At 46.3% G+C, this 24,775-nt stretch carries 20 protein-coding genes; 15 read left to right on the top strand and 5 right to left on the bottom strand.

The window, feature by feature from the left end; genetic code table 11:
- Window positions 1–189 precede the first annotated feature (189 nt).
- A complete protein-coding gene (locus Pan54_RS10295; RefSeq protein ID WP_146503405.1) occupies window positions 190–1,917 on the bottom strand; it encodes a SulP family inorganic anion transporter in 1,728 nt (575 codons plus the stop codon).
- Between the two features lie 573 nt (window positions 1,918–2,490).
- On the opposite strand from Pan54_RS10295, the gene Pan54_RS10290 reads away from it, so the two are divergent.
- Window positions 2,491–3,072: a hypothetical protein gene (locus Pan54_RS10290; protein WP_146503404.1), complete on the top strand. Its 582-nt coding sequence runs from the start codon at window positions 2,491–2,493 to the stop codon at window positions 3,070–3,072.
- Between the two features lie 14 nt (window positions 3,073–3,086).
- Here Pan54_RS10290 and Pan54_RS10285 read toward each other — a convergent pair whose 3' ends face one another.
- Window positions 3,087–4,727, bottom strand: coding sequence for a SpoIIE family protein phosphatase (locus Pan54_RS10285; protein ID WP_146503403.1), 1,641 nt, complete (start codon window positions 4,725–4,727; stop codon window positions 3,087–3,089).
- A gap of 913 nt (window positions 4,728–5,640) precedes the next feature.
- Here Pan54_RS10285 and Pan54_RS10280 point away from each other — a divergent pair.
- The 11 genes from Pan54_RS10280 to Pan54_RS10230 all read left to right on the top strand — a co-directional run bounded on the left by Pan54_RS10280 (window position 5,641) and on the right by Pan54_RS10230 (window position 15,113).
- The gene (locus Pan54_RS10280) at window positions 5,641–6,993 is read left to right on the top strand and encodes a hypothetical protein (RefSeq protein WP_146503402.1); all 1,353 of its coding nucleotides are present in this window, start codon (window positions 5,641–5,643) and stop codon (window positions 6,991–6,993) included.
- 61 nt (window positions 6,994–7,054) lie between these two features.
- Entirely contained in the window at window positions 7,055–7,504 is a 450-nt protein-coding gene (locus tag Pan54_RS10275) for a YaiI/YqxD family protein (RefSeq protein WP_146503401.1), read from the top strand.
- Between the two features lie 112 nt (window positions 7,505–7,616).
- On the top strand, window positions 7,617–9,008 hold the full coding sequence (locus Pan54_RS10270) for a hypothetical protein (protein WP_207310100.1): 1,392 nt from the start codon (window positions 7,617–7,619) through the stop codon (window positions 9,006–9,008).
- A gap of 50 nt (window positions 9,009–9,058) precedes the next feature.
- The gene (locus Pan54_RS10265; RefSeq protein ID WP_146503399.1) at window positions 9,059–10,201 is read left to right on the top strand and encodes a M20 family metallopeptidase; all 1,143 of its coding nucleotides are present in this window, start codon (window positions 9,059–9,061) and stop codon (window positions 10,199–10,201) included.
- Window positions 10,202–10,273: 72 nt separating this feature from the next.
- Window positions 10,274–11,392, top strand: a complete 1,119-nt coding sequence (locus Pan54_RS10260) for an AI-2E family transporter (protein WP_146503398.1) — start codon at window positions 10,274–10,276, stop codon at window positions 11,390–11,392.
- Between the two features lie 185 nt (window positions 11,393–11,577).
- Window positions 11,578–12,033, top strand: coding sequence for a CsbD family protein (locus Pan54_RS10255; RefSeq protein WP_146503397.1), 456 nt, complete (start codon window positions 11,578–11,580; stop codon window positions 12,031–12,033).
- A gap of 66 nt (window positions 12,034–12,099) precedes the next feature.
- Window positions 12,100–12,363 (top strand): hypothetical protein, encoded by a 264-nt coding sequence (locus tag Pan54_RS10250; protein WP_146503396.1) that lies wholly within the window; start codon window positions 12,100–12,102, stop codon window positions 12,361–12,363.
- A gap of 60 nt (window positions 12,364–12,423) precedes the next feature.
- Window positions 12,424–12,870 (top strand): hypothetical protein, encoded by a 447-nt coding sequence (locus tag Pan54_RS10245; protein ID WP_146503395.1) that lies wholly within the window; start codon window positions 12,424–12,426, stop codon window positions 12,868–12,870.
- Window positions 12,871–13,063: 193 nt separating this feature from the next.
- Window positions 13,064–13,555 (top strand): phage holin family protein, encoded by a 492-nt coding sequence (locus tag Pan54_RS10240; protein ID WP_165441702.1) that lies wholly within the window; start codon window positions 13,064–13,066, stop codon window positions 13,553–13,555.
- A gap of 41 nt (window positions 13,556–13,596) precedes the next feature.
- On the top strand, window positions 13,597–13,800 hold the full coding sequence (locus tag Pan54_RS10235; protein WP_146503393.1) for a hypothetical protein: 204 nt from the start codon (window positions 13,597–13,599) through the stop codon (window positions 13,798–13,800).
- A gap of 122 nt (window positions 13,801–13,922) precedes the next feature.
- On the top strand, window positions 13,923–15,113 hold the full coding sequence (locus Pan54_RS10230) for an AI-2E family transporter (protein ID WP_242631455.1): 1,191 nt from the start codon (window positions 13,923–13,925) through the stop codon (window positions 15,111–15,113).
- An 11-nt stretch (window positions 15,114–15,124) separates the two neighbouring features.
- Here the strand turns inward: Pan54_RS10230 and Pan54_RS10225 are convergent, their stop codons facing one another.
- Together Pan54_RS10225 and Pan54_RS10220 are read right to left on the bottom strand one after the other, a co-directional pair.
- A complete protein-coding gene (locus Pan54_RS10225) occupies window positions 15,125–18,358 on the bottom strand; it encodes a c-type cytochrome (protein ID WP_146503391.1) in 3,234 nt (1,077 codons plus the stop codon).
- Window positions 18,359–18,672: 314 nt separating this feature from the next.
- Window positions 18,673–19,812: an alpha/beta hydrolase fold domain-containing protein gene (locus Pan54_RS10220; protein ID WP_146503390.1), complete on the bottom strand. Its 1,140-nt coding sequence runs from the start codon at window positions 19,810–19,812 to the stop codon at window positions 18,673–18,675.
- A 301-nt stretch (window positions 19,813–20,113) separates the two neighbouring features.
- Between Pan54_RS10220 and Pan54_RS10215 the strand changes: the two genes are divergently transcribed.
- On the top strand, window positions 20,114–21,949 hold the full coding sequence (locus Pan54_RS10215; protein ID WP_146503389.1) for a glycerophosphodiester phosphodiesterase: 1,836 nt from the start codon (window positions 20,114–20,116) through the stop codon (window positions 21,947–21,949).
- A gap of 5 nt (window positions 21,950–21,954) precedes the next feature.
- On the opposite strand, the gene Pan54_RS10210 is transcribed toward Pan54_RS10215, so the two are convergent.
- Entirely contained in the window at window positions 21,955–22,425 is a 471-nt protein-coding gene (locus Pan54_RS10210) for an MgtC/SapB family protein (protein ID WP_165441700.1), read from the bottom strand.
- A 191-nt stretch (window positions 22,426–22,616) separates the two neighbouring features.
- Between Pan54_RS10210 and Pan54_RS10205 the strand changes: the two genes are divergently transcribed.
- Complete coding sequence (locus tag Pan54_RS10205; RefSeq protein ID WP_146503387.1) at window positions 22,617–23,192, top strand: hypothetical protein; 576 nt, start codon at window positions 22,617–22,619, stop codon at window positions 23,190–23,192.
- Window positions 23,189–24,661, top strand: a complete 1,473-nt coding sequence (locus tag Pan54_RS10200; RefSeq protein ID WP_146503386.1) for a sodium:solute symporter family protein — start codon at window positions 23,189–23,191, stop codon at window positions 24,659–24,661. Before Pan54_RS10205 ends, Pan54_RS10200 begins: the two co-directional genes overlap by 4 nt.
- The last annotated feature ends 114 nt before the right edge of the window (window positions 24,662–24,775 follow it).

The raw sequence follows: 24,775 nt of genomic DNA, 5'->3' as shown, positions 1-24,775 counted from the left end.
ACAAATCCCCAACAATAGGCAGTTTTTGACAAGCTCATTACGACACACATGAACAAATCAGATATCGAAACGTAAAATCTGGGTTATTCAGGGACGACTAATTACGATGGTAAGACTAGAGGCCCGAAAATGAAAAACCCCGAGGGCTGTCATACAACCGTCGGGGTTTTTATTCTGATTTCGAGAAGCTCAAATCATTTTCGTGATGTGATAATGTCGGCTCTCTGAAATATCAACCTCTGCAAATTCGCCCGCTCGTTCAAGGAGGCGTTTACAATCACCATTAAGATTTTGCAGTTTTAAGTTCTTACCTTCTTGCCGATATCGTTCTGCTAATTTGGTGATCGACTCCATAGCCGACTGATCGTAGACCCGTGAGAAGTAAAAATCGACTGCGACGACAGGGGGATCGTTGACGGGATCGAACAGGTCGCGAAAACTGCTGACCGATGCAAAAAACAGAGGGCCATGAAGCTGATAGATTTTTTTCTCATCTTCAAAATGAATATCGGCCATCATATGAGTGGCATGATGCCAGGCAAAAGTCAAAGCCTGAACCACAATCCCCAAGAGCACCGCGATCGCCAGATTATGGAACAATACGGTGTATCCAGCGACAAGAATCATCACCAGGACATCGCTGCGAGGAACTTTATTCCAAGTATGTAGAGTACTCCATTCAAAGGTGCCGATCACGACCATAAACATCACACCAACAAGAGCAGCCATCGGCACCATTGAAATCACTGGTTTCAATAGCACGACCAGCACCAGAAGGCCAACAGCTGCCACGATGCCAGAAAGCCGTCCGCGTCCACCCGAATTCACGTTAATCAGCGACTGCCCAATCATGGCACAGCCACCCATTCCACCAAACAAACCACAGACGATATTCGCTGTGCCCTGTCCGATACATTCCCGATTTCCATTTCCTCGTGTCTCAGTAATTTCATCAATCAAAGTTAATGTCATCAGCGATTCAATCAGTCCGACACCAGCAAGGATCAATGAAAATGGAAAGATGATCACCAGAGTTTGCCAGGTGAAAGGAGCCATGACATAACGAGAATCCAGAAAGAACAGCATTGGTAATGGTTCTTTGGTCGGTTGCACAGTGGCAATAGCTGCCTCGATTTCTGAGGAACTTAAAACTGAGGTATCGATTGTGGCATGATGATCGGCTGCGAGTGGCGTCCCTTCAGTATGAGTCTGTTCAATGGCTGCTTCCTGGACGGCTTTCGCCTTCAGGTTATTCATGACGAGATCGTCAACCGTTTGGACAACATTAGCCTGACCGGTTGGAGCCAGAGTTTGAGGGGCGTATTGATTGATACCGACGGAGATCAATGAGACCAGCAAGATTGCTGCCAGCGAACTGGGAATCGCCTTCGTGAATCTCGGCAGAAGAACAATAATCGCCATGGTGAGGCCGACGAGCCCGAGCATGATGAGTAGGGGGGCACCCTGTAAAAAAGTCATCGTGCCTTCACTACCAAGTATTTTAAAACTGCCTAATTGAGCCAGCCCAATAACGATCGCAAGACCATTCACAAATCCTAACATCACCGAATGTGGGACGAGGCGTATCAGTTTTCCCATCCTCAATAGTCCCACTGTAATTTGCAGCAGGCCGCACAAAATGACTGCTGGGAACAAATATTCAATCCCATGCATCGCCACCAACGAAACGACGACAACTGCCATCGCGCCTGTCGCACCAGAAATCATCCCCGGACGACCACCAACAATTGCACTGACAAAGCCAATGAAGAAGGCAGAATACAAACCAACCGTCGGGGGAACTCCTGCAACAAAGGCAAAGGCAACCGCTTCTGGTACCAAGGCTAATGCGACAGTGATCGCGGCTAAGACATCGTTTTTAACCGAAGCTCTATGCTTCGAAAAATATTCTAACATCAATACTCCAAAAATAGTTGAGTTCGGTCTGCCAAGCGAACGCAGGACCGTGACAATCATCTGTGCAAAGATGCGAGAGATTGCATTTCTGTTCCAAAATGCTTAGCACAGACGACTTAAGCAAGTACTCTCATGCATATTAGCAGAGAGAAATCAATCATTTCCGCTGGAATCGGGGCTCTGTTACATTGGATCTTAATCTTTGGCAAGAATGAAGTGCGAACGGTGGGTTCTATGGGGACTGTCGATCTGGGATTATCGTAATCTGCGATCATATATATTGCCCGATTCGATGCTCCTCTTTTAATGCATTCACCCAGATTACAGAAGTTGAAAATCCAAAGACTAAAAATTTTCATCAAGGTTTTGATCAGTCGTATCAAAGAATTCAAGCATGAGTGTTTGTTGAGTGAACGGACGGCTCTGATACTGGCGATTTGAAAGAACTGCTGAGATAATCCCAGCCCAGCTGGCTTGATCAGTTCGCCGGAACCCAAATGGATGTTTTCAAAACTTGCGCTAGCCACACAACATTCAATCTTTAGTAAGATTGAGGCTCGATGGAGTTGAAGAGTGAATAAATTTTCCGATAAGACTCAGCAGGAGTATGAGCCAATGACTTTTACTGGTATTGCAATTCTGGCCCTGACGTTAATCACTTCGGATTTCTCTGGAGAAGTCTCTCATGCCACGACAATGAAATCCTGTCCCTCCATTCAATTGCAATCAAAAAGCAAACCAGGAACTCAAGTTCATATTCAAACAACTGCAGTGAAAACAATCCTGAAGATACACTGTCCATCCGGGATCGATCATGCAGTGCTTAAGCGAACGGTCGATCATTGGCCAAAATCAATGGAAGTCCAACTGCACTTAAGTGGACTCGAATCTTTTCGCGTTCATCTAGGGAAAACCGTTATTCACTGGAATGTGTCGAGCACTGGTGAGCAAGTGATCTGCACAATCAGGTACGGAGATCAGCAGGAAAAAGAAATTACAAGCGAGAACCCACTTTTTGCTGAAGTTCAAATCGTAGCAAAAAAGACGCAAGTCCCCTTGCAAAACGGATACTTCATGATTCTGTTGCCAGAAGAATTGCTAAAGGGGAGTTCAGAGACGATGCAATTGCAATGGATTGATTTTTATCGCAATTGATCGTTCAGAAAGTGTCACTTACGTCCAAAGGCCAGAATGCACATGTCGTCCTGTCTTGCCTGTCCGATGCTGAAGGTGCGGACATCTTTCACGATTTGGTTGACTACGGATTGAGCAGATGGCTCGGACTTTTGAATCGATTGGCAAATACCTTCAACACCGTATAAATCCCCGTGTGTATCCATGGCTTCGGTTGCCCCGTCGGTGCAAAGCAGAACAACATCTCCTGGATTGATCTTATAGGTAGCCGGGTGATAGTCTGCATCAATTGCCACACCAAGCGGCAGGCCATCTCCAGCATGTGTCAAATGGACTAATTTTTGGTTTTCTGACATGACACAAATAGGCGGAATGTGCCCGGCATTGGCAATAGATAATGTATGATCTTGAATATTCAACACGCAGACGACCAAAGTGGTCATCGATATTTCAAGCTCTTCGATATCTGCAAAAGAAGCCGCATTGAGACGTTGCATGGCGGACTTTAGACTTTTTGCGGTTTCCATAATGTGATGCAGTCGAACAGTCATTTGTGCCATTTTCAAGGCAGCTGGCATCCCTTTACCACAGATGTCTCCTAAGGCAATTACGAGTCGTTTTGAGGAGAGCCACCGGTAATAAAAGAAATCACCGCCAACCTGCTCGGCGGCACAATAGAAATCAGCAAAATCATACTCATTCGAATCAGGACGATTGCGTGGCAGCATTTTCATCTGAACTTCATGTGCCATTTCCATCTGTTGCAAATGTTTTTGACGTGCCAGAGATTCCGTGTGGGCTTTCGCATAGGCAATCGCCAAGCCCGTCATATCGGCAACACTGCTCAATACTTCCAGATCCTCATCGAGAAATCTGTTGATTTCCTCGGCTGTTTCTAACTCGATTGCTCCTAACGGTTTTTTATTAGGAGAGAGCAAGGGGACGCACATTGTGGAACAGACAGGTTCATCGAGTACCGATTCACTGACTTCATCCGAGTCGCGAAGAACTCCCTGCTTATTACGGATAACTTCTGGCGCCAACTTACTGTTTGAGGGAATCATCGTCAGAACACTGCTGTCATCATCCCGTCCTTGCTTGAATGCTCGGGGGATTAATTTTTTATCCTCGTCGAGCAGCATGATGTGACCGTTGATCGACTGTGGAAATATTTCAAACAGAATGTCCAGAACTTTGGGCAGGATCTCATCAATATCCAGCGAGCCTGCAAGCTTGGAATTGATTGCCAGAAGATACTTGAGCCGTCTCTTCTGCTGAGTGATTGAGTTCATGCTCGGTTGAGAATGGTCCTGCATGACATCGAGTTCATAAGATGTTTCTTCAATCTCAGCAGTTTCGTGAGAATTGCTATCGGCGACATAATTGTCACCACGGAAAATGAGAGGGATTTCGTAAAAGTTAATGCGATGTCCATCATACAGACGAACGCGATCTGTCACTTTTTCCCCATTGACGAATGTGCCGTTCACACTGCCCATGTCTTCCAGGAAATAGTCATCGCCTTCACAAATGAATTGGGCATGATGCCGCGAGATCGATCGGTAGGCCAGCACAATATCACAGGTTTCATCACGTCCAACTATTGTGACACCCGTGTTTCGAATCGGGTAAGTGTCTCCCGCATTTGGACCGGCAATCGTTTCCAGCTTTGCCATGACCCGCGACCTTCGGTTAATCCACAAAGTGATAAATCAACAGGGTTTTAAGATGGAATTCACTTTACTCCCCTCTCTCAGGAGAAAGAGACATGTATTTGTGCAGTATTTGATACTACCAGACAGAAAGATATTTGCTATTCGATTTCACATATTCTTCTCCATAAATTCATAAATAACATATCCACATGAACATGCTTCCCTCAGTAATAATTCCTGAGCATCATGTTGATAACCGCCGATGTGAAATGAATATTATGGTAAGTCAAGTCTGTCATGTCGTACCTGACTGGGATGTGAATGCAATCGAAACCCTGTTCCAATTGGAAGCCGGATTTCCTGTATCATCTTGGAAAATTCCACCGCTGTTAGATAATTTTCAGGTTTTCATAGGAGACGCGGTTTAAGTTCAACCTGTAAACGGTATCTATTCGAATTATCGTGGATTCAGGAATTTACAATGCTCTGATTAGCCAAACCTGAGACACGGCAGATAGGAAGCCGACAGTGTTTGCTCTGTATTGTGTGGGAACAGGAAATCAGGATTCGACAGGCGGACGAGACTGCACTTTTTTCTCACTTTATCCTCCGGGACATAATTACTGCTGTATCTTGAAATACGTCAATGGTCAGATTTTATCCGACAATTCTTTCGGTTCCATAATTGCTCCAACTGACAAAAGACCCCTTCTGAGACAATAGCTCTGACTCGATAAATATCGTACCCAGAACTACATTGACAAATTGCAGACTCCCTCTTGCTTTCGAATTTCACCCACAGGCTTTAGGATAATATCAGATCTATTTGATCGACGGCACTTACGCTTGTTCTGATCGACAATATTGCGACTCAATAACAAGCCTACACAGCGAATTTTCGCGCGACATCCTGTTGGAATATCGGAGATATCCTTTGAAGTACTTCTCAGCATCCGAAAATGTTCACATTCTTTTATTTCCGTTCCAGTTGATAATCTGCTCATTTCTCTGCTTTTTATGTGTCACAGGTTCTGTTCTGGCAGAAACGCCCAACGCCTTCAAACTTCAGTCAGGAAATGAACAACAATGGTATCGCGGGAATATGCACACGCATTCCCACTGGAGTGACGGTGATGACTATCTCGACAATATCGCCTTGTGGTATCGAGATCATGGATATCAGTTTCTCGTATTCACCGATCACAACGTTCTGGCCAACAGTATGAAGTGGGTTGATATTGAGAAGACAAAGGGTGGGCAAAAAGCATTTGATAAGCTCATCAAAAATTTTCCAGAACAAACAGAGACCCGTGAGCAGGACGGAAGCAAACAAGTCCGGTTGCAGACCTATACCGAAATCGCAAAACGATTCAACGATCCCGGAAAATATCTGCTCATTCAGGGGGAAGAAATCAGCGATAGATTTGAAAAATTCCCGATTCACATGAACGTCAGCAATGTCAAAGACCTGGTTAGGCCGCGTGGTGGAGAGAGTGTCGCAGAAACAATTCAAAACAATGTGAATGCAGTTGTGACTCAACGGGAACGAACCGGGCAGCCGATGTTCATTCATTTGAATCATCCCAATTTTGGATATGCTGTAACTGCAGAAGATTTGATGCGCGTTGTGGGCGACAAATTCTTTGAAGTCTACAATGGCCATCCCGGCGTTCATAACAGCGGAGATGACCAGCACGCATCGACAGAAAGAATCTGGGACATCGTCCTAACCAGACGTCTAGCTGAGTTTGATTTACCAGTCATGTACGGCATCGCAGTCGATGATGGTCACAACTATCACAACATCCCAAGTCGTGCGAGTGAACCTGGAAGAGGGTGGGTCGTAGTTTTGGCCAATCAATTATCACCTGCTTCTCTGATTGAGTCTCTGGAATCAGGCAGGTTTTACTCATCCAATGGAGTAGCAATTCAGAAGATCGAATCAACACAACAAAAACTGACAATCGAAATCGATGCCGTCGATGGAGAATTATATACGACTGAGTTTATTGGCACCCGCATCGGGTATGATTCAACCAGCATGCCTGTTGTGGATAAAGAGGGCCAGCCTCTCTTGTTGACCAGACGCTACAGCAAAGACATCGGCGAAGTTTTAAAAACGGTTCAGGGAACAACAGCGGAGTACGAATACGCAGGAGACGAAATTTACGTCCGTGCCCGGGTCACCTCGGATGCAAAACATTCCAACCCGTCCGAATTGGGAGACTTGAAGTCCGCCTGGATTCAACCTGTCGTGCTCAATGGTTCAAATGCAGATACTCAATAAGTGATCGGATTCACAATAAACACGCACCTACAGAATCCAGCAATTGAAAGTGAAATTGTTGATGCAGATCTGGATTGATGCGGATGCTTGTCCGCGGGAAATTAAAGACTTACTGTTTCGTGCGGCCAAAAGGACGCAGACAAAAGTCACACTCGTTGCCAATCAGAAAATGAGTTTTCCACGCTCAGAATGGATCGACAGCATTCTGGTCCCCGCGGGCTTGAATGTCGCAGATCAGCGAATTGTCGAACTGGTTGCCCCTGGTGATCTGGTTATCACTGCTGATATCCCTCTGGCAGCGGACGTCGTTGCAAATGGAGCAGAAGCGCTCAATCCCCGCGGCGAACTTTATACGTCTGCCAATATCGGTGAACGGCTGGCAATGCGAAATCTGATGGATGATTTGCGAGGCGGAGGCGAAATCACAGGCGGCCCAGCTAACTTCAGTGATAAAGATCGCCAGACATTTGCCAATCAATTCGATCGCTGGCTGACCAAAGCAAAAAAGTAAGGCAATTTCCACGCTTGATTCCTCAGGGAAATCGTCGAAGATAACGTAGCAGATTTTATAACCTGATATGAAATTCGACTTCCCTCTGTGCCCGCTCGGAGAAGCAAACATCGTGAATCAGAATGTCAATCAAATTCCGTTTGTTGATACTTATGGAAAATTACCTCCGCTCTGGAATCGCAGAGTCGCTTTCTTTGCAAATTTGTTGGCATTGTTTTACGGCAACGAAGCACAAACCGAAGCGTTGCGGATAGAAGTCGGCGAGATTGACTCCTACAGTGCTCGACTGATTCCCATCATGAATCTGCTCTTTCACGATTCTCATAACCTGCTCGTCCTGGAACGGGACCCCGACATCTCTCTCTGTAATTACTTGAAAAACGATCTAGGCCTCTCGCTCCCTCATTTAGAAGTATTGCCTCATCAGCAATATGTTGAAATTGGTCGTCAGATTTCAAACGCTCAGGATCTCAAACCAGCATCCTGGATCGATCAGATCAAGAAACACAATATCAATTGGATTGATGGCTACGTCACCGATGAGACCATAACGGGAATTGCCTTTCATTCAGGATGTCAAACGATTGCATCAACAGAGGCCAGCCGAGATGGCAATAATAAATTCAAACTGCATCAGTTTTTGATCGAGGCAGGTTTGCCTGCTTTTGAAACGATGCTTGCCGAGTCTCCACTGGATATCCAAAATTGTGCTCAGGAACTATTTCGTCGTGGTTATCGATCTGCAGTGGTCAGAGCTCAAATTGGAGCATCCGGAATCGGGATGATGCGATTAAAGGACTTATCCAATCTGGAAACCCTTCCCGAAATTCCTTCCTATTTCTTCTTTGAAGGGGCTTGTCTGGTGCAGGGCTGGCTGGAGCCCGGAGTCAAAGAGATTGTAAAAATACGAAGTCCAAGTACACAGTTATTTCTGAATGACTCGACCGTTTATGCCTATGACATGACCGAACAGATTCTCAGCAATGAGAGTATTCATCAGGGTAATATTTCACCACCTCCTTACATGAATGACTGGCCAGGTTTGCGAGAAGAAACGATGCGTCAGGCGGAGCAGGTTGGTTGCTGGTTGCATCAAACAGGTTATCGCGGTACAGCCAGTATTGATTGGCTGGCCATTGAATACGCTGGTCGAAAAGAGCTTGAAGTGATTGTCTGCGAGATCAATGCCCGCGTAACAGGGGCCACTTATCCTTCGCTGGTCGCTCGACATTTTCTACCGAATGGAGCCTGGTTGTTAAGGAATTTACGATTGAGAATCCCAATTACAACTGAGGAACTTCTCAATTTGTTCGATCAGCCGGGGCATCTCTTCTATCCAGATCGAAAAGCTGGCATTATCCCACTGAACTTGAATTTCGGCTCTGACAACCGAGTCCATAAAGGACAATTCCTTTGTCTGGCCGAGACCCCAGATGCTTGCCAGAAGTATCTCGAACTAGCCGAGAAAGACTTGCCTGTTCAATGGGATAGCGATCGGGATTGATACTCTCAACAAAAGAACTGAACAGCATGCACAGTCATGCAGGATAGAATATGCGTTTGAATGATGATGACCTGAAATCTCGATTGACGGCCCTGACTCGTGACCTGGTCATTATACCGAGTACCGAAAGCCGCCCCTCAGAGCGGGAGCGGTGCTTTGAGTTTTTGCATAATCATATTGACTGTATCCCAGATGTGAAAATCGACAATTACATTGTCAACGATCATCGCTCGATGGTCGTCCGTCCCATTGGAATTGAAGCTCCTGCAATCTTGTTATGTGGACATCTCGATGTCATCGAGCACCCCCAGCCCAATTGCTATCATTCCGTAATTCGAGAAGGTTGCATCTATGGCCCTGGAACAGGAGATATGAAAGGCCAGATCGCAATTCTCGTCGAACTGTATTGTGCGTTGAACGCTCGACATCCAGGAATTTCAATTGGACTGGCTCTGACTTCCGATGAAGAGCAGGGGGGGACTGATGGCGTCCGGTATTTGTGCGATGACATCGGCTTACGCTGTGGAGTTGTCATCATTCCCGATGGAGGTTCATTGAGTGATATCACGGTTGAAGAGAAGGGGGTCGTGCATGCTCGTGTCTTATTTCATGGACAGGAAGCACACGGAGCTCGTCCCTGGCTGGGCGATAACGCATTAGAAAAGCTGATGCAAAAACTCATGCAGCTCAAAGCCCATTTTGCGACATACTGGCCTGATGAACCGATCGTCGAGCAGAAGAATCACTGGTTCCCAACGTGCAGTATTACGATTTGCGAAACAGAAAACACAACCACCAATCGCATCCCCGATCAAGCCTCGGCTGTTCTGGATATCCGTTTCCCACCTCCACATACGTCCCAATCGATCTTGTCGGATCTGGCAAGCATTCTTGGACCAGAGTGTCAGATTCAACCAAAGATGATGATTGCCGAGCCGACTCATCTGGATCCCGATCCGCTGTTCTGCGAACTCACCAGAGAATTCACAGATTCCCTGAAGCTGGTTCGCGCATCAGGCGGAAGCGATAGTCGATTTTTCCGAAAATATGACATCCCGGTCAACCTCTCTCGCCCGCTCGTCGGAAATCTGCATGCACTTGACGAATGGATCGACATCGATTCGATGGTCACTTACTATCGAATCTGTGAAGCTTACATTGAACGCAAACTTCATCTCAATAAAGTCTTTTGAAATCGAAGCCGACTTCGCACTCATGCGGCATCAGATCATTGCCGGAATTGAATAATAGACTGGATCATCAGGATGCATAATGAAGAGGCTCGTTCGAGAGTTCAGACGATCTGTCTGATGATTTTAACCACAGCAGCAATTGGCTACGCCATTTACTGGCTTCGCCCCGTGTTGTTGCCCTTTGTAATTGCAGTGTTTGTCGTCAGTGGAATTGCTCCTGTTCTGGAGACATTACAGCGACGGCTCGGTGTCGATCGGCTCGTCGCTGCGGGAATCACATTCCTGGCTGGTTTAGTCATTGTGATGATACTCGGCTGGACGTTATGGACCTCGACCATTGAACTTCGTGAAATGGCACCTGCTTATCGGATGCGAATTCAGGAAATTGTGAACACCATTCAGGATTACATTCCCGAGCGTTTCATTAAAGAGGATCTCCCTAAGGACAAAACTTCGAAATTAGGCACAAATGAGAAGGGGGATCTCACTAACGACGAAACTTCGACATTAGACACAAATGAGAGAATAGAACTGTTTTTAGATTCCATGATGAGGCACGGAATCTCACAACTCTCAGGAGCACTTCTGAATCTGATGATGACCAGTATTGTGGTGTTAATTTATGTTTTCTTTCTCTTGCTCGGGGCAACGGCTCCGTTAGGAGTGACGGGAACATGGCATGAAATCGATCTGCAAATTCGGAACTATCTTCGCCTGAAAACGGTGATCTCAGTCATCACGGGAGCAATCTTTGGTTTGGCGATTGCTTTGTTCGGGCTACCGATGGCAATGACATTCGGATTACTCGCGTTCCTGCTCAATTACATTCCCAATATTGGCCCCCTCGTTGCGACAGTGCTGCCGATTCCCCTGATTATTCTACAACCCGATGCAGGAATTGGCTGGATGGCCACTGCAATTCTGGTGCTCTCCGGAATCCAGTTCGCCAGTGGGAATATTATTGAGCCGAAAATGATGGGAGAATCAACCGATTTGCATCCCGTCGTTGTGCTGCTGGCATTGATGTTCTGGGGGATGATGTGGGGCATTGTCGGCATGTTTCTGGCGACACCGATTACTGCTGGTATTAAAATCGTATTGGAAAGAATTGATGCGACAAAGCCCATTGCAGCAATTTTAGCCGGTCACTGGAAACCTCCAGCAGAAACATCTCCAAAACAAGTGGTATAAGCTGGCCACTATATATGATTTTGATTGGACTCTCACGATTCAGCATGATCGTTTCACAACCAGTCGTTTTCCAAAAAACTGCCAAAATTGTGCTATTTCTACCAGAAAAACAGTTTGGCCTCTGATTTGCTCCTGAGTTAGTTAGACAGCTTAAGTCTTCAAACTACTAACCAGGAGAAATAGAGATGATGACTCGACAGGAATTAGAAGGCCATTGGAATCAGGTTAAAGGTTCTTTAAGAGAGAAATGGGCGGATCTTAAAGGCGACGACCTTGATGCGGCCTATGGCGACATGGAACAACTGATCGGTGTTGTTCAGGAAAAAACGGGCAAAACTCGTTCTGAAATTGAAAACTTCGTCGAGGATATTATCGCCGAAGGTACTGCTCAGGCCGACTCAGCAACTGACAAAGTTCGACATTACGCAAATGAAGTCCGTAATCAGGCAGAGCAATACACTCACGATGCGTCTGAATATGCGAAGAATCAATACGAGAATGCTTCTCACGCGGTGCACGATGGTTACGAAAATGTCCAGGGTGTTGTTCGCAAAAACCCCTTGGAATCGATCGCTGTCACCTTTGGAGCTGGCTTGATCGCTGGTGTGATCATCGGGTTGACGAGCAGTCGTCGCGGCTAATCTTTTTTGAAATTGTTTCGATCGGGTTACCTAAGACAAGTCACTCTATTTTATAAGGAGATCGTTATGAATCAGCAAACAACAAATCGCATTGATACTGGTGGAAATCTTCAACAGGAATGTGCTCAGATGACACATCAGGTGGAGCATGCCATCGCCGAACAACCTGTTGCAGCCACAATGGCAACTTTTGCTGTCGGAATTGCAACGGGAGTTTGCATCGGCATGATGATTGGCAATTCTTCTTCACATCTATCGACCAGCGAACAAATCAGCCGACGCGTCATGGACTCTTTGCACGGTATGGTTCCGAGTTCATTCAGTCGGTAATCGACTGATGTGGTAACCTCTTTTAATGTGAATCAGTGTCAATCAGCGAAAAAACATCTTATGAGTGTACAACACAGTAATCCTGAAACTGCGGAACAAATCAGGGAGCAAATGCGGCAGACACGCTGTCATCTCCAACCTGAAGTCAACAGGATTGTCGAAGATGCTCAAAAGCTAATGGACTGGCATTACTACATGAAGAGAGCCCCTTGGATGATGCTCGGGGTCGCAGCCGCAGTCGGTTATGTACTTGTCCCAAAGCGTTTAGAGGTGATGAGTCCTGATGCGGATGAACTAGAAAAACTATCCAAAAAGCAACGGCTCGTCGTCGAACCAAAACCTAAAGCAAACTCTCGCACAGGGCCTATTGCTTCTTTAGCAGGCTTTCTAGCTATGACCACTTTACGGGCCGGCGTTGGGTATGCAGGGCAATATATCGGCAAGCAATTTGAAGAGAATTCTAAATCTCAACAACGTTCTCAAGAACCGCAACAGGTGAATTCATGATCTCTGCACATAATCTAAAAAGTAATGGGATTGAAGGTTTCGCGAAAAACATTCGTTCCCATTCCAATGGACCTTTAGATCCCAAAGAAGTTTGGGATCCTCTAAAAGCATTTGAGAAGACTTCACGCAAATGGGTTTCCTCAAATCCATACATTGCCTTAGGAATTGCAGCAACGATTGGAGTAACACTCGGATGTCTTATCAAGAGACGATAAATCAGTCCCGTCAAAAAACTGGGGCTCCCGAGAGACGTATTCAAAGAAATGTTTCTGCATTTTTGCATAACGTAATTGAACTCTTTGAGCTCCAGGGAAAGTTATTAGCTGTTGATTTAAGGGATTCGACGAATTCTTTAAAATTACCTGCTGCATTGTTGATTGTCGGAATGTGCCTGTTTCTGGGCATGATCCCTGTTTTTCTCGGCGGTATGGCTTTTTACTTGCACCAACAAGCCGAATGGAGTTTGGGGGCAAGTTTAATGAGCGTCGCCTCCCTTGCCACAATGATTGCAGCTGCACTGTGTTATGCAGGTTTCAGACTCTCTGCTTCAGGAATTGGCTTGCTTCGGCGTTCTCAAGAAGAACTTAAAGAAAATATTGCTTGGGTCAAATCTGCACTTGTGGAATCTGATTCAGCTGGACTTTCACCCGGAGAAGCAGCCAGGCGTCGCTATTCGCGTTTTTAACAAATGAATTCTCACTTCAAACAATAATACAGGAGACAAGAATGAATACTCCAGCATCCAATCAATCCCAAAAAACGGCTTCTCCATCACGCAGGGCACCATTTCCAAACCCGCAGGAAAATCTGCATCCTGGGCAGGACCTCATCACTTATGTGAAAGATTATGCACGTCAAAAACCTGAAGCAGCCGCATTGTGGTGCTTCGGTATTGGATTCGTCGTCGGATGGAAATTGAAGCCCTGGTAAGCCAATCTGGCAAAGTTAGCCGCGCCTGTTTAGAAGTATGGGAAATCTATTACTCAGCTTGTGAACAGGCTATTTTTATAGATTTGTAATCTGATAAATTCAGTGGAATGAAAGTGACTAATATGCCCACGATGGCCAGAAGCAATGCGTTTACCAACTGGCAACAGTCCGTGGGACAGCGTGCCGCACAGGAACCTCCTCACAATGAACATGAAAAAATGCTGCAGCGGTCTGACAACATAGGGTCTGTTAAAATACCCAGAGTCAAAGTCGTCTTACCTCAGGCTGCAACAACGATATTGGCTGTAATTTCTGTTCTGAGTGTTTTGACGTTCGCAAAATCTGTCGCGATGCCTGTGGTATTGGCTTTAATACTCTATCTGGTTCTCAGACCAGTTATGACTATTTTTCATCGATGGCACCTTCCCCCCGTGGTGGGAGCTACGATCTGTCTGTTTGTCATCATTGGGGCATTCGCTGCAGCCATGATGAATTTAACTGGACCAATCAAAGATTGGATCGCCAATGCTCCCGAATATCTCAATCAAATTGAAATGAAGCTCAGTGGGGTTGAAAAACAAATTGAGGACATGGAGCAGGCTTCAGCAAAGATTAAGGAAATTGCCAAACCGGATGAAGCCGATGAACCTGTGCCCGTTGCGATCCAACAACCAAAACTTTTTCCTGGCGTGGAAATTGTCAGCAATTCCGGAGGTTTGGTGGCAGGTACGGTTATCACATTGGGGCTCTTATTTTTTTTACTGGTCTATGGTCATACAACGATCTCCAATTTGATCGCTGGCTTCGAAATTACATCCTCCAAAGCAAAAGCGAAGGATTTAATTGAAGACCTGCAACATGGAATGTCGCTGTATCTTTTTACTGTCACAGTAATCAATGTGTCATTGGGAATCATTACTGGCCTGGCAATGTATCTGCTCGGTCTCCCGAATGCTTTCCTGGTTGGAGTTATGGCCGCTCTGTTTAATTTCATTCCATTTCTGGGTGCCTGGACAGGGACAGCAATCGTCTTTTTCATAGCAATTTTGCAACCCTTCAGCATCGGTTACGCTTGCGTATTTCCGGCAGTATATTTTGGATTAACTTCGCTGGAAGGACAGTTTGTCACTCCATTTCTGCTGGGACGTTCGATGAGCCTGAACCCCTTGATTGTATTCCTGTTCTTAGCCATCTGGGGCTGGATGTGGGGTATCGGCGGCGTATTTCTTGCCGTACCGATTCTTGCGGTTCTAAAAATTATTGCAGATTACTTCCCATCCATGCGGCTGTTTTCACAGGCCATGAAATGCTGAACTCCTAATGATCACCGTCCTCGAAAGATTGGATCGTTCGGGTTTCCTCGCGAGAGCAGATAGGCCAGTAAATCAAGCACTTCCTCGTCATTGAGTGATTTCAATAAATCATTCGGCATCAACGACGTTTTTGCAGCGATCATTGCATCGACATCATCGCGAGCAATGTCGATAAATTTAGTCGCATCTTCAGGATCTAATAGTAATGTGAACTGATCCTGAGATTCACTCAGAACACGTCCCGTATAAACTTTTCCATCAATAGTCACGACCTGCATCGCACGGTATTGATCGGAAATGACTTTGCTCGGCTCGACTATCGCTTCCGTTAAATCTTTCAAATTGAAGCGGCCTGCCAGTTGAGTCAAATCAGGGCCCGTCGCACCACCATCTCCATCGAATCGATGGCAGACAATACAGCGGGTCGCAGCGAACATTTTTTTACCGTTTTCAAAATCACGTTTACTCTTCAAACCAGTTTCGGCCAATTCCAAGATATCACTGGTTGATCGATCTTTTCCCGGGCCAACCGGTTTGGGTAACTCTGGCACCTGATAAGGTTTTCTGGCACCGGAGGCTTCGATCGCTAGTCGTTCTTTTTCACTCGCATTCTCAAAGGCTTCGGTTTCAATATTCTGCAGAAACTTTTGAAAGCTGTTACCACCGCTCCACTTCGATGCTTTTTCGAACCAGGAGAAATAATTCTTACGTTCCTCTAGCGTCCAGCCCTGCTTAAGATTTCGTAATACGAACGCATAGTGAATCTGCTGGAGATCTGGTTGTCGTTCCAGCATGCTTTCGACCGCTCGACCGTAACCTTTATTGCGGGCAATCAGTTGATTCAATTGATCCTGATCGCTCAATTCCGAACTCTCTTTCTGAAGTTCCTTCACGATCTTTGCAGCGATATTCGACGAGTTCCAGTAGACCAGCAATGTCGCTAATTCACGGTTCAACGCATCGACGGCTGTAATGTCCCAGGGATCTTTGGGACTCTCATCATTTGAAGTCTGAGTTCGATTCACTGGAAAATAAGGATCATATTTAGCGGCCAGTTTCTGTCCCCACTCTTCAGAAGGAGGTCCTAACCTGGTGAAGACTAGCTGCCAGGCACGTAACAACTCCAGTTGATCAGTTGTCGACAATTCTCCAAAGTACAGCGAATCGAGAGCTTCGATCAATTGAGTTTGTATCCTGGCATCCCCCTGACGAGCCAATCCAACAACTCCGTTGATGATGCCGGTCGATTTTAAGTCCCCATCGAGTACTGCTTGAGACCATTTCTCTACGGGTTGATGTTCCAGGGCAATTCGAGCCGCATAGCGGAGGAAACGATCTTCGTGTTGTAAATAATTAACAGCATTCATAATCTCGGACTCCGACATCTCACTTTCAGAAGCGTGGAATGTTTCGAGATGATGGCGAATCGATTTTAATTTCTGATCGGCCTGGGATTCCTTTGCAATTCCGCGATGCTCATTTTCTTTCCCAATGTATCGCACGCGATACAATTCTGATTGTGTTCCACGTCCACCTACCGTGAAATACATCGCTCCATCCGGACCGACTGCATTGTCGGTCAACGGGAGTGGAGAACGCGAGAGAAACTCTTCTTTCGTCGCGGTGTAGCTTGCACCGTGTGGTTGCATGTGAATAGCGTACATTGTTCCGAATGTCCAGTCGCAAATGAACAATGCATTCTGATCACGTTCTGGGAAATTAGTTCCCGTGCCAAAACAAACACCTACGGGAGAACCCGGACCGATGTTAACAAGTGCAGGTAAGCTATCTGGATAATAGGCAGGCCATTTTCCCGTTCCGCTACGCCATCCAAATTCACTACCGCTCGTCGCATGGGAGACACGCGTCGGACGATACCAGGGCGAACCTAAATCCCATTCCATATCCGCATCGTAGGCAAACAATTCTCCATCCATATTGAAATCCATATCGTACGGATTGCGATATCCACTGCTGTAGATTTCCCAGGTTTTGCCTTCGGGATCGGTTTTGGCAATCCAGCCGCCGGGAGCCAGTTTGCCGCGGGCATGCCCATTGGCATCCCATTGACGAGGCAATAACAAGTCTTCACTCCAGTTGATGGGGACTCGGCTGGAATATTCTTCTTCCGAAATCTGTTCGACAGAGAAAGGGGGATCAGTATGATTACCGCAGATCACAAAAATCGATTTCCCATCGGGACTCAGGCGAAGTGCATGGGGACCATGTTCGCCACCTCCACGGAAATCTTTCAGTTTGGTTAATTCATCATACTGATCATCACCTGTTGTATCTCTCGCCCGATACAGGCCCGATCCTGGGCCGCCATTAATTGATAGGTACAGTGCATCAAACGCACAGAGCATTCCTTGCGCAGAACTGATTGGAAGGTTCAATCGCTCCACTCGAGTTGGCACATCGCTACCGAGGGGAGCAGGGGTAATACGACAAATTCCCTTATCCCCTTGATCACTGGCGAGCAATCGGCCCTGGGGATCGAAGGCGATTGAAACCCAGGAGCCGAGTTCTTCTTTAGGAACAGTGAATAACTTCTCCACCTGATAGCCTGGCTGAAGCAGAAATGTATCTCTGGGTACAAAGGAGTCGTCAATCGTCTGACTGAAGATATTTCCCCAGGGGCCATCTCCAAGTTTTCCTTTAATCGTTGGCTTGTCGGAAAGAGAAGTTCCCTCGGAAGAGAGGACTTTCCATTGATCGTTGGAAACAACTTCCTGAGTTTCTCCTTTACCATCAATGAGAACAAGTTTGAACAGGAAGGCTGCGACTCCCCCATGATTTTTCACGCGAGCCTGTAATTTATTCTCCCCTTTTTTCAGATAGCTTTTGACATCTTTTCGTTCTGGAGATTGCCATTCCGTACTGGAAAATACCATCTGTCCGTTGATTTTTAATTCCATTTCATTATCACAAGAAGCCATCACGCGAGCGGCTAAAGCCTGCTTGGGATCTTGATTCAATGTCAGACTATACTCAAGCGAATAGTTTTGCTTATCTTTTGGCCCCCAGATCCACTCGGGTTGAATTCCAGCGGCGAAATCAATCTCTTTAACAGGAGCCTTATCACCGCTGTCCAATTCTTCCAAAGTTGTCGAAGCAGATATTTCCGGGAGTTGCTCATAGCCCCCGTCGGCTTGAACCTGACTAGTCAGGGCAATACATAACAATCCCAATGTCCATAACGAGACCCGACGATTGACCGCAAAAAGGAAGTTAATTTTCAACATCATTATTCCGTATGAAGTAGGCAGGGATATTAAATTAATTGAATTTGTTCATGCTCAACAAATCAATGCTTATGAATGCGACTTTTGAATGCTCGCATTGTTTGGATAGCGGTGTCAAGCCAACAAGCTTTCAACATCCCAACCAAGTCAACGAAACATTAGCATTCGAAATCGAATTTTGAGTCCTGGGATAACGATGATGCACGAAGACATGGCTTAAAATCAAAAAGGCAACTGGATGAGGTTGACCAGTTGCCTTATTTGAATTTGACTCAGAACGCTGTTTTAGAAGCATTCCTGGAAACGGCTAGCCGTCAGTCCTTAATCCCAAATAATTGATTGTGCTCTTCTTGAGTGATATATCCATCCTGATTCCGATCCAGACGTTTAAACAAATCCGGCGATGCTTTAAATTCTTGAGCCGAAATTTTGCCATCGTTATCTTTGTCTGCTCGAATCAAAATCTTCTCAAACGAAGGCCGAAAGCGTTCATTGGGATCCGGCCTGGATTCCGCCTGGGCTGTACTCTCGGAAGTAATCGCTTGAGCCGGTTCCTTTTCGCCTGAATTCCCCTTCAGGGTAGAATCAAAGAATTTGAGAACCATTTCGTTCAACTCGGGGGCATCAAATCCCGGGCGACCATGTCCGGCTCCATGAATCGTATGAAAATGCACACTCAATTTTTGGGACTTCATCGCCTTGAAAAGTAATTCACTCTGATTAATCGGCACGACGGGATCCTTGTCGCCATGTACAATTAAAAATGGAGGATCATCTTCGCTGACATATTCGATGGGATTGGCGCGTGTTGCCTGCTCTTCATTTTCCAGTACAAGGCCGCCGATCAGTTTGGATTCAGGAGAATGAATATTGGAATGATTCGTGTATCCGGGTGTTTGCACAAAGGCGATCAGATCTGTCGGTCCATAAAAATCACAAACGGCTTGAACGCTGCTCGACTGTTCCATGTAGTCCCCGACATCATACTCAGTGACACCTCCAGAAGTGCCGACCAGAGCCACTAAATGTCCCCCCGCTGAGCTACCCCAGACGCCAAACCGATCTGGATCGAGATTGTATTCTTGAGCGTGCCCCCGCAGCCATCGAATTGCTGCTTTACAATCTTCAATTTGTGCTGGGAAGGTAGCATGCCCCGACAAGCGATAATTGATACTGGCGACAGCATATCCATGATCGGTATATCCTTTTCGAAGTGGTGGACAACCCTCTTTACTCCCGTTCTGCCAGGCACCACCATGAATCCAGATGATTAAGGGCAAGGGCTCACTCTCTTCCTTCGGAAGAAACAAATCGAGTTTATGTCGTTCATGCCCTCCGGAAACATATTCCAGGTTCGGATGAGCTTTTAGATTCTGCATCATTCGTGCACGGTCGGGGGGATTGCCGGGTTGAGAGTTTCCTTTTGGTTGACCGAATGTCATTTCTGAACTCATTAACAAGAATCCTGCAGTCAGTAAGGACAGCAATTTCATTATCTTTCTCCAATGTTTGAATTTTATGATCGCTCAGTGATATGTCAGAGGTGGTTATTCTTTCAAATTACAGCAGCCTTATTCTATTAACCACTCCCGTAATGTTTCGTTGCGGAAATGAGATTCGTAATTTTGGAATTTTCTATAAATCTTGTAGAAGCAATTTACGTTCCCGATCTGGTGAATTGATTTTAATCTTAAATGTCACCACGCTGTAAGACACGCGTCCATCCCCAAGCCACTCTCGCTGAACTTATGGCAAATGAAATTTCAAAAACTGCATCAACTGAAATTCTCCTGGCGAAAACTGATTGCGGCCGATATCGCTTTCAAACTCATTCTGTTTCTCGTTCTCACGCCCGTAATCAGCCTTATGTTTCGTTTTTTTGTGGAGTTGTCTGGAAGGACAGTACTTGCTGACACTGACATTGCGATATTCCTGATACACCCGCTCGGCTGGCTGGCCCTTATTATTGTCGGAAGTGCTTTTGTCTGCACACTGGCACTGGAACAAGCGGTCCTGATGACTCTTTGCCTGTGTGCATTTCATGGTCTTCAATTGAATGTTTGGGAAAGTTTGAGGAGTGTCCTGCATCATGCAACTGGCATCTACCGGATTACAGCTCTTATGCTTATTCGTCTCCTCGGGATCGTACTTCCGTTTCTGGCAAGTGGAGGATTTCTGTTCTGGTATTTCCTGACCGATCACGACATCAATTACTATCTGACCAAAAAACCACTTCCATTTTGGTACGCAGTCTTCAGTATTGGTCCTGTGTTGTTGATCATGCTTTTGCTTGTGTTACGAAGTCTGGTGAATTGGAGTTTTGCTTTTCCACTGCACTTATTTGAACATGTGGCTGCTGCAGATTGTTTGCGAATCAGTCAGCAGAGAACACATGGCCACAAAGGGAAGATCGCCAGAGGGATTGTTCTCTGGGCCGTTGGCAATTTTCTAATCTCGGCAATTCTCACAGCGGTGACGGTAACGCTGGGTTCATTAATCGTCCCAGAATACGTCGATTCTATCTGGTGGTTAGCGATCACTTTAGGTTTCGTTCTCTCAATCTGGACTCTCGTAAATTTCATCACGAATCTTTTAGCAAATATTTCCTTCGCGGTTTTATTAAGCTACCTCTACGATTCCTACGGACGTTCTGAAGCCTTTACGCTTCCCGAAGATTCAGGCCATCAATTTTCCTGGGAGATTCGTTGGACTCGAAGGCGATTAGCAGCTGCGTTCGTGATTGCCTCATTGCTTGCAACGACAATAGGTATTACTGCGATTCACACGGTTCGGTTAGAAGACGATGTCGAAATCACTGCTCATCGTGGCGGAGCATTCAAGGCTCCCGAGAATACACTGGCCGCCATTCGTCAGGGGATTGCCGATGGTGCCGACTGGATTGAGATTGATGTGCAGGAATCTAAAGATGGGGTCGTACTGGTCGCCCACGATAACGACTTGATGAAAGTGGCTGGTTCGCCGCTTAAAATCTGGCAGGGAACTGCGGCTGAGTTACAGGCCATCGATATTGGCAGTTACTTCAGTGCCGACTATGCCAGCGAACGCGTTCCTACACTGGATGAGGTTTTGAAACTCTGCAAAGGTAAAGCTCGCCTCAATATTGAACTCAAATATTATGGACATACACAAAATCTCGAACAAAAAGTTGTCGAGCTTGTTGAATCCAATGGCATGGAAAATCACATCGTCATCATGTCGTTGAAAATGAATGGGATCAGAAAAATCCAGAAGCTGCGTCCCGACTGGACGGTCGGATTATTGACAGCAGTTGCAGCTGGAGACTTGACACGCTCCGATGTGGATTTTTTAGCCGTTAGCACAAAACTGGCCAAACGAGACTTCATTCATACCGCTCATCGCAAAGGCAAAGCAGTTTATGCCTGGACGGTCAACGATCCTGTCACCATGTCGACAATGATCGGCCGCGGAGTCGACAACATCATCACGGATGATCCGGAAATGGCTCGTGAAGTTCTCGAAGACCGAGCCGAGATGAGCCCGGTAGAGCGAGTTTTGATTGAGTTCTCATATTTGTTTCGCAGGCAGGAGCCAAAAGTGATCGAACAGTAAAACGATCAATCTTGATCCTCTTTCTTCTTCGGATCAATAAACACCAACACCCCATTCACAATGACCGTCAGCACAACGACTGGCAATGCAATGGCATAGTAACCAAAACCGCAGGCAATACCGACCGCAGCGATGACCCAGATTCCGGAGGCCGTTGTTAAACCGTGAACGGAGGACTTTCTGCGAAAAATGGCACCGGCTCCCAGAAATCCAACTCCGCCAATGATCCCCTGAATTACTCGCGTCGGATCGATTTTAAACCAATCAAATCCTTCAAATGTCTGGGGAGTATGGATGGAAATTAAAGTGAAGGCAGCAGAACCCAATGCGACGAGCATGTGAGTTCGCAGACCCGCAGACTTTTCGTGTGTCCCTCGTTCCCAACCAACCACTCCACCTGCAATGACAGCTGCGAGCAGCCTCATACAGATTTCAAATTCGTGCTTGAATTCCATGTCTCTGTGTTTCTCTTTCATAAATAACTTCACCATGACATCTAGCATTTTGGCAGATGACGTCTGGCAAGCAAGCGAATTCTCGGTCTTAATCAAGGATAGGGTTTGCTTAAAAGAGTAAATCGACTATTCTGGAGCATTGACTAAATTATAACAGCGTTGGCAAATGCTCATGCCACTCGTTTGCAATTAGGAAGAGCACAGGAGTTGTTGTGTTATTTTGCCGGTCCGGCAACGCGGATTCCAGTTGTGGAACAGTCTCTTTTGTATCTGTTTTACTCCTGCTGTTTATCTTTCAGGCTTCGTCTGGATTCGGGCAAAATCCGTCCTCTGAAAACTCAGAGCCCCCCTCAACATCAACCCCTGAAGCAGCACTCGCAGTCTCACCTCCTATCGAATTTGCTCAGAAAAAGTTTGCCGACGTTCGTGAAGGTTATATCGATCTTCGCTGGAACGCAGTCGAAGGGGCAGCAGAGTATCAGGTTGTCGAGAATGATGGCCTTGTCGTATTTCGCGGTGCCTTTCCTCAGGCCATGATTTCGGGGCTAGCTAACGGCGAGTATTCGTATCAGGTCAAAGCCCTTAACGCTCAGGGAAAACTGATCGCTCAATCGAATGAGCCCGCATTAATCACGGTAGATCACTGGCCATTGTGGCAGGCTCTGAGTCTGTTTTCGGTTGGTTTGATTGTCTTTCTGGCAATCATCTTTGTCATTATTCAAGGAGCGATGGCTACCCGAGAAACTCAACCTGAATCAGTTTTTGTTCAGAAGGAAATAGCGGAATGATCCTGGCTGTCGGAACCATTTTAAGTCCGCAGGCTGGGTATGTGATGCTCGGGCTGTTTGGTGTTCTGTGGGTCTCACTGGGAATCTGGTGGGGAAAACGTGCGAAATCCTACGATGGTTTCGCAGTGGCTGGCCGCAATGTCGGACTGGCATTAGGGACGGCCACGGCTGTTGCAACCTGGATCACTTCCAACACAACCATGCTTGCCCCGCAGTTTGCTCTACAACTGGGGATTTGGGGAGCGCTTGCCTATTCGACAGCAAGTTTTGGACTGTTTGCATTCGCTCCGATGAGCGGTCGAATTCGCCAATTGATGCCCGAGGGATATACTGCCGTCGAGTTTGTGCGGAAACGATATGGTCAAATTGCAACCGTACCATTTTTGTTGATCTCTCTATTTTATGCAATTACCTGGTTGATTTCCATGTCGATGGCAGGCGGCAAATTATTGAATGTCCTCTCAGGAATTCCGTATCCGATTGGCATGACCGTTGTACTAGCCGTTTGTGTGCTCTACACCTTATTCGGTGGGATGTATGCGGTCATTGGAACCGACTTTATCCAAAGTCTGATTATCCTGATTGGTCTTGTCGTTGTTTCCATCGCAGTTCTGATGCAGGTTGATATTGGCGATGTGTATACGAAACTGGAGGTTCAGCGGCCGATGCTGCTCTCGATCTTCTTTCCGGCTGCATTGATGTCACTGTTCAATAATATGTTGTTTGGGTTCGGTGAAATCTTTCATAGCAACGTCTGGTGGAGCAGGGCGTTTTCCATGCGAAAAGGCGTTGGCCCCAAAGCGTATGCCTTAGGTGGTTTGCTGTGGCTTCCGGTTCCGATTGTGGCAGGCTTTTTAGGGTTAGCTGCTCCCGCATTGGGAATTGGAATCAGTCAACCCGATACCGTAGGCCCACTTGTTGCAGCCACTTTGCTAGGCTCTGTGGGTGCGTTGCTGGTATTCATCGTCATTTTCTGTTCATTAGCGTCCAGTATCGATAGCTTACTGGCTGCGACAGCTGATTTGCTTGTCAACGATATTATTGAACCCCTCATACCAGGAGAAATTTCAGACACATCCAAACGTCGCTGGGCGGCGATGAGTATCGTCGGATTGGGTCTACTGGCGTGGGGGGTTGCCTTACCGAATGTGGGCACACTGGCAACAGTTTTGTTTTTTGCAGGACCAATGGTAGGGAGTTGTATCTGGCCGATTGTAGGAGGATTGTACTCTCGCAAAGCCAGTCCCATCGCCGCATCTCTGGCAATGATTCTGGGGACAACGTGTGGTTTAATCGCCTATTTTACGATTGGCTGGTTTGTTTCTTCGCTCATTGGAGCGACAGTTTCCGGAATTGTTTTCGGAATCGCGATGAAGATTGCTCCCGATGATTTTGATTTCAAAACACTCTCCGCACCACCGCCGGACAGAAGCATTCCTAAACCTATCTTAGCAGAGGCTTCCAGATGATTTTATTTCCACTCTGGTTTTTGCAATTGATCGTTTTTGGTGGCCTGTTCTTGTGCACTCTGGGAGTCATAGGACTGTTGACGTTTTTTATAATCGATTCCAAACAAAATAATA

The organism is Rubinisphaera italica, assembly GCF_007859715.1.
GTDB lineage: Bacteria > Planctomycetota > Planctomycetia > Planctomycetales > Planctomycetaceae > Rubinisphaera > Rubinisphaera italica.
This window is presented reverse-complemented; position numbering and strand designations above follow the sequence as displayed.